Origin of the sequence: Dactylosporangium maewongense (assembly GCF_039531485.1) — a bacterium.
Taxonomy (GTDB): Bacteria; Actinomycetota; Actinomycetes; order Mycobacteriales; family Micromonosporaceae; genus Dactylosporangium; species Dactylosporangium maewongense.
On record NZ_BAAAQD010000022.1, the window covers coordinates 226,271 to 232,390 of the forward strand.

Here is a 6,120-nt window from a genome sequence, read left to right on the forward strand (position 1 = left end):
ATCCTAGGCCGGGACGGTGGTGGGCAGGTCGGTGGTCATGGTGGTGAGCAGGCGCAGCGCCTGGGCGGACGGGGTGGCGGGCTCGGCGTGGTAGACGAGCAGCTGCTGGCCGGGGGCGCCGTTGACGGTGAAGGTCTCGAACGACAGGGTCAGCTCCCCGACCATCGGGTGCACGAAGCGCTTCGTGCCGGCGGTCTTCGCGGCCACGTCGTGGCGGGCCCACAGGCGGCGGAAGTCCTCGCTCTTCAGCGACAGCTCTCCGACGAGGTCGGTGAGGCGGGGGTCGTCGAGGTCGGCGCCCGCGGTGGCGCGCAGGCTGGCGACGGTCTCGGCGGCGACCTTCGGCCAGTCCGCGTAGATCCGGCGGGTGGCGGGGTCCAGGAAGACGGCGCGGACCTGGTTCTGACCCTTGACCGAGCAGTGGTTGAGGGCCGCGGCGAGGGCGTTGTTCGCGAGGACGTCCAGGTGGCGGCCGACCACCATGGCGGGCGTCTCGGTCCACAGGTCCAGCAGGCGCAGCAGGTGTGCGCTGACCCGCTCCGGCTGGCGCGGGCGGCGCCGCGGGCGGGATGCCGGGCGGGCCAGCTCCCGCAGGTGCGCGATGCCTTCGTCGTTCAGCGTGTACACGCGAGCCAGGGCATCGATCACCTGGTCCGACGGGTGCTTCTCGCGGCCCTGCTCGAGCCGCACGTAGTAGTCGGCGCTTACCCCGGCGAGCAGGGCGACCTCCTCCCGGCGCAAGCCGGGGGTGCGACGGCGGGCCGGCTCGGGCAGGCCGAAGTCCTCGGGCCGGGTCACCTCGCGGCGCGCCCGCAGGAACTCGCCGAGCCGGTTGTCGCTGTGCATCCGTCCAGCGTAGGCGGCTCGGACGGCGGCTGCCTGGCCGTGGTACTCCCAGGTAAATCCCGTCCTGGATGGATTGTGCCGAGGCGCCGACGGTGGAGGCATGACAAACACCAACAGGGTCGCCGTCGTCACCGGAGCGACCAGCGGCATCGGCGCGGCGACCGCGAAGCGTCTGGCGGACGGCGGCGCGGCCGTCGCGCTCGTCGGGCGGCGGGAGAGCCGCCTCAAGGACCTCGCCGCCGAGATCGGCGGCAGCGCGCTGCCGGTCGCCGCGGACGTCGGCGACCTCGACGCGATGCGGGCCGCCGCGGCCACGATCCGCGAGGCGTTCGGCCGGGTGGACCTCGTCGTGGCCAACGCGGGGGTCATGCTCGCCGCGCCGTTCGAGGCCGCGCAGACCGCCGAGTGGCAGGAGATGATCACGACGAACGTCAGCGGGCTGCTGCACACGGGCCGCGCGTTCATCGACGACCTGCTCGCGGCGGCCGCGGACGGCCGGGCGGCGGACCTCGTGCACGTCGGGTCCGTGGGCGGGCACATGGTCTTCCCGAACTACAGCGTCTACACGGCCACGAAGGCCGCCGTCGCGCACCTCACCCGCAACCTGCGGGCGGAGCTCGGCCCGCGCGGTGTCCGGGTCAAGAACGTCGAACCGGGCTTTGTGCTCACCGAGCTCGGCGACGGCATGCGCGACACCGCCCAGCGCGACCAGCTCGCCCAGTGGCGCGACTCGATCGAGGTGCTCACGCCGGAGGACGTCGCCGACGCGATCGCCTACGCGACGGCCGCACCGGCCCGCGTGAACCTGGCCGAGATCATCGTCGTGCCGACGCAACAAGGCTGAGTGCCGACGCAACAAGGCTGAGTGCCGACGCAACAAGGCTGAGTGCCGACGCAACAAGGCTGACCGCGGGCTTGACCTTGACCCTGGGGCAGGGTCCGACGATGGCGGCATGACCGACATGGCGCACATCAGCGAGCGGGTCGCGGCCTTCTGCGGCACCACGAACATCCCCGGCTACGTCGCCGGCGTCCACCACGCAGGCGGGCAGCACATCGTCGCGCACGGGGTGGCCAACGCCGCCACCGGCGCGCCGATGCGCGGCGACACACGGTTCCTCTTCGGCTCCATCACGAAGGTGATGACGACCATGCTCGTGCTGCGGCAGGTCGAGCTCGGCGCCGTCGACCTGGACGCGCCGGTCGTGACGTACCTGCCGGAGTTCACGCTCACCACGCCCGGCGCGGCCGGCCGGATCCTCGTGCGGCACCTGCTGACACACACCAGTGGGATCGACGCCGACCTGTTCTTCCCGGCCGGGTGCGGCCCCGACGCGCTGCGGATCTACCTGGACGGGCTGGGCCGGCAGTGCGGGACCCTGTTCGAGCCGGGCGAGCTCGTCAGCTATTCCAACGGCGGCATGATTGTCGCCGGGCGGATGCTGGAGGTCGTCACCGGGACGCCGTATCACGAGCTGCTGCGGCGGGAGGTGTACGCGACGGCGGGCATGACCGATGCGTGCACGTCCGCGGAGGAGGCGATCCTGCGCGGCACCGCGGTCGGGCACTTCGCCGACCCGGTCACCGGCACGGTGCGGACCACCGGCATGTTCACGCTCCCCGCGACGTGGGCACCGGCCGGCGGCACGCCGATCGGGACCGTCGGGGACCTGCTCGCGCTGGGCCGGGCGCATCTCGCCGGCGGCGGTACACCGGCGATCTCGGCCCGCTCGGCGGAGCTGATGCGCACGGTCGCCCACGACCTGGGCACGCCGAACGTGCCGCCGGTCGGGATGGGCTGGCTGGTGCGTGAGCTGGGCGGCACGACCGTGCTGACGATGTCCGGGGCGTCGCCGGGCGGGGTCGCGGTGCTCGCCGTCGCGCCCTCGGAGGGCCTGGTGTTCGCCGCGTACGGCAACGACGCGCGCGCCCTGTCGCTGCACGACGCGCTGCTGTCGTCGCTGCTGCCGGCCGCGCCGGTGGCCCTGAATCCAACAGACGTTGCATTGTCGCGCTACGTGGGCACCTACCGGTCGGACCAGCTGCGCATCGAGGTCAGCGTCGTGGACGGGCAGCTGGAGGAGCGGATCACCTACGAACCCGCCGACGCCGTGCAGGAGGCCACGTTCACGGGGTTCGTCGGCGGCCCGTTCGTGGTTCCGCCGCTGCGGTACGAACCGGTCGGCGCCGACCTGTTCGCACCCGCCGGCCTGCCGCTCGGCGACCTCGATCTGACGTCGCGCCAGTACCTCGTGTCGTATCACGGCGACGGCCCGGACGGCCCCACCCACCGCTGCTCGGGCGGCCGCATGACCCGCCGCGTCCCGTCCGGGCGCTGACGGCCGGTCGGCGCTGACAGGATGCGGGGCGCTGACGGCCCGGTCCACGCTGACAGGATGCCGGGCACCGACGGCCCGGTCCACGCTGACAGGATGCGGGTGCTGACAGGATGCGGGACATGAGCGACGAACGGCACCTGCTCACCATCGGCCGGCTCGCCGACTACGCGGGCGTGACCATCAAGGCCGTCCGCCACTACCACGCGCGCGGCCTGCTGCCCGAGCCGTCCCGCGACGAGTCCGGGTACCGCCGCTACACCGCCGCCCACGCCATCCAGCTCGTGCAGATCAAGACCCTGGCCGACGCGGGCGTGCCGCTCGCCCGCGTCAAGGAGCTCCTCGCCGCGGCCCCCGCGGAGTTCGCCGCGGCGATCGCTGAGATCGACCACGACCTGCGCCGCCAGGCCGAGAAAATCCAACGCAGCCGGGACCGCGTCGCCCAGCTGCGGACCGGCGACCGCTTGTTCGTCAGCGAGGAGGTCGCCGCCTACCTCGACCGGCTGCGCGCGCTCGGGGTGAGCGACCGCGCCGTCCTGCTGGAGCGCGACATCTGGGTGCTGCTGCACGCCGTCTCGCCGCGGCAGGCGGACGGCTGGATCACCGACAAGCTCGACGCCCTCGACGACCCCGAGTTCCAGGCGATCTACCTCGCGTACGACGCCGCGTTCGACGCCCCACCCGACGACCCGTCCCTGCCGGCCCTCGCCGCCCGTGCCCGCCGCTGGCACGCCGAGCGGTACCCGTCCGGCGAGCCCTCCACCGGCGCCGACCCGGACATCACCCGCCTCGCCGCCCTCGCCGCCGGCGCGTCGTCACCCGCCTGGACCCGCCTCGCCGAGCTCGCGCGATCGGTGTGAACGGCGACGAAAGGCGGGTAGCGTCGCCGACGTGCGGGGACCCTATGTGGCGGTGATCGGGGCAGGGCGGGCGACCGGGGAGCAGGAACGCGTCGCCGAGCAGGTGGGGGCGCTGCTCGCCGAGGCGGGCGCGGTGGTCCTCTCCGGCGGGCTGGGCGGGGTCATGCGGGCGTCGTGCCGCGGCGCGCACGAGCGGGGCGGCCTCACCGTCGGCCTCCTCCCCGGTGGGGACCGGAGCGAGGGCAACCAGTTCCTGACCGTGGCGCTGCCGACCGGCATGGGGGAGCTGCGCAACGGGCTCATCGCCAGGACCGCCGACGGGCTCATCGCGGTCGGTGGTGGGTGGGGGACACTGAGTGAGATCGGCTTCGCGATGCGGCTCGGGCGGCCGCTCGTCGCCGTCGGCAGCTGGGCGGTCACCGCTCCCGACGGCGGCCCGACATACCCGGTGATGGGCAGCCCCGACGAGGCCGTCGCCTGGCTGCTCCGGGAGATCGCCCACCCAACAGCGCACTAACCGCCGCAGGAAGCCTCCCAGCGGCGCATTGGACGCCGCGGGAAGCCGCCCAACAGCGCAATTGCCGCCGCGGGAAGCCTCCCGGAGACGCGAAGTGCCCCTTGCCCGCCCTCGCCGTCGTGGATCTGCACCCGGTGGTGTGCCGTGCTCCGTGCCTCGTCACCTGTGCGCTGTGCTGGGCGTGCGTTGTCTGCCGGGGAGTCGAACCCCCGCGCCTGCCCGCGGCGCGCCAGAAGAGGAGCCGAATTGCCCGTCGGCTCTCGGGTCGTGCACGCCTCCACGACGGCTACCTGCTTCGCGTCCAAACCCGGTCAGTCCAGGAGGTCGGCCTCCCAGTTCGTGCGCTGCACGGCGGTGTCGACCTCGCGCAGCTGCCGCGCCACGTCGTCGGCCTCGGCGCGCAGCTCGGCGACCGGCAGCGCGGACAGCATCTTCAGCTCCGAGCGCAGCTGCCGGTAGCCGCGCTGCCCCTCACCCGCGGCGGCGCTGGCCGCGGCCGTCACCACGCTGTGCCGCAGGCGCAGCACGTCCCGCCGGGCGAGGGCGTCGGTGAGCGTGCCGTCGCCGAGCGGCGTGGCGGCGTTGGTGCGGTTGATCCGCCGGATCAGCGACTCGAGCTCGTCGAGGACGGCGCCCGCCTCGGCGAGCAGCGCGGCCGCGTCCTCGGCGGGCGTCTCACCCTCCTGAAACCGGGCGCTGCCCGTGATGCGGGCGCGCAGCTGTTCGACCCGGCGCGCCGCGTCGGCGCGCAGCGCAAGCGCTTCAGCAAGCTTCACGCCCGCCAGTGTCCGCCACGACGATCATGCCCGCACGCCGTTTTCCGGCAACCGGCCCGCCTTGAGCGCGGCGGCGGTCTCCACGGCGCGGCGGGCCTGGTGCCGGGCCGCCTGCAGCACGACGTCGCCGGGCGGGCCGTCGCCGGTCGCGTGCGAGGTGCCGTACGGGTTGCCCGACCTGAACTGGATCGGGTCCGTGTAGCCGGGCGGCACGATGATGCCGCCCCAGTGGTAGAACACGTTGGCGAGCGCGAGGAGGGTGGACTCCTGGCCGCCGTGGGCGGTGTTCGACGCGGTGAACGCCGTGTACACCTTTCCTGCGAGCCCGCCGCTGAACCACAGCGGCCCGGTGCTGTCGATGAACGCCTTCAGCTGCGCGGACACGTTGCCGAAGCGGGTCGGCGTGCCGACGAGCACCACGTCGGCCCAGTCCAGGTCGTCCAGCGTCGCCCCGGCGACGTCGGCGCTCGCCGAAACGTGCGCGGCCCACGCCGGATTCCCTCCGATGATGGATTCCGGCACGGTCTCCGCGACCTTTCGGAGCCGAACGGTCGCGCCGGCCTTCTCGGCTCCCTCCGCCACGGCCGCCGCGAGGGCGTGCACGGTGCCGGTCGCGCTGTAGTAGACGACGGCGGCATTCACGGGCTGCATGTCGTTGCTCCGTTATCTTTCAGTGCGCTTTGGCGAGCACACGATCGATAGCCCCGCCTTGCGGTGGGACAGTCCCGGTCTTAACGGCGGATGCCGTGCCGGGTTGACGCTTCGCAGCCACCTGCCCGCGTGCG

Annotated in this window: 6 protein-coding genes and 1 pseudogene; 4 read left to right on the forward strand and 3 right to left on the reverse strand. The window is 73.4% G+C overall.

The window, feature by feature from the left end; all coding sequences use genetic code 11:
• Positions 1-3: 3 nt before the first annotated feature.
• Positions 4-846, reverse strand: a complete 843-nt coding sequence (locus ABD332_RS42865; RefSeq protein ID WP_344509734.1) for a helix-turn-helix transcriptional regulator — start codon at positions 844-846, stop codon at positions 4-6.
• 100 nt (positions 847-946) lie between these two features.
• On the opposite strand from ABD332_RS42865, the gene ABD332_RS42870 reads away from it, so the two are divergent.
• The 4 genes and pseudogenes from ABD332_RS42870 to ABD332_RS42885 all read left to right on the forward strand — a co-directional run.
• Positions 947-1,690, forward strand: coding sequence for an SDR family oxidoreductase (locus tag ABD332_RS42870; protein WP_344509736.1), 744 nt, complete (start codon positions 947-949; stop codon positions 1,688-1,690).
• 109 nt (positions 1,691-1,799) lie between these two features.
• On the forward strand, positions 1,800-3,185 hold the full coding sequence (locus ABD332_RS42875) for a serine hydrolase domain-containing protein (protein WP_344509738.1): 1,386 nt from the start codon (positions 1,800-1,802) through the stop codon (positions 3,183-3,185).
• A 119-nt stretch (positions 3,186-3,304) separates the two neighbouring features.
• Positions 3,305-4,042: a MerR family transcriptional regulator gene (locus tag ABD332_RS42880; protein WP_344509740.1), complete on the forward strand. Its 738-nt coding sequence runs from the start codon at positions 3,305-3,307 to the stop codon at positions 4,040-4,042.
• A gap of 28 nt (positions 4,043-4,070) precedes the next feature.
• A pseudogene (locus tag ABD332_RS42885) lies at positions 4,071-4,559 on the forward strand (TIGR00725 family protein); the annotation flags it as partial.
• Positions 4,560-4,870: 311 nt separating this feature from the next.
• On the opposite strand, the gene ABD332_RS42890 reads toward ABD332_RS42885, so the two are convergent.
• Positions 4,871-5,335 carry a DIP1984 family protein gene (locus tag ABD332_RS42890; RefSeq protein WP_344509744.1) on the reverse strand — a complete coding sequence of 155 codons (465 nt, stop codon included), beginning with the start codon at positions 5,333-5,335 and terminating at the stop codon, positions 4,871-4,873.
• Between the two features lie 24 nt (positions 5,336-5,359).
• On the reverse strand, positions 5,360-5,986 hold the full coding sequence (wrbA, locus tag ABD332_RS42895) for an NAD(P)H:quinone oxidoreductase (RefSeq protein ID WP_344509746.1): 627 nt from the start codon (positions 5,984-5,986) through the stop codon (positions 5,360-5,362).
• Positions 5,987-6,120: the final 134 nt, after the last annotated feature.

What these genes read in the sequence shown, in the direction of transcription:
- ABD332_RS42880 (WP_344509740.1), top strand. Translation starts at nt 3,305, where the DNA reads ATGAGCGACGAACGGCACCTGCTCACCATCGGCCGGCTCGCCGACTAC.
- wrbA (WP_344509746.1), bottom strand. Translation starts at nt 5,986, where the DNA reads ATGCAGCCCGTGAATGCCGCCGTCGTCTACTACAGCGCGACCGGCACC.
- ABD332_RS42870 (WP_344509736.1), top strand. Translation starts at nt 947, where the DNA reads ATGACAAACACCAACAGGGTCGCCGTCGTCACCGGAGCGACCAGCGGC.
- ABD332_RS42865 (WP_344509734.1), bottom strand. Translation starts at nt 846, where the DNA reads ATGCACAGCGACAACCGGCTCGGCGAGTTCCTGCGGGCGCGCCGCGAG.
- ABD332_RS42875 (WP_344509738.1), top strand. Translation starts at nt 1,800, where the DNA reads ATGACCGACATGGCGCACATCAGCGAGCGGGTCGCGGCCTTCTGCGGC.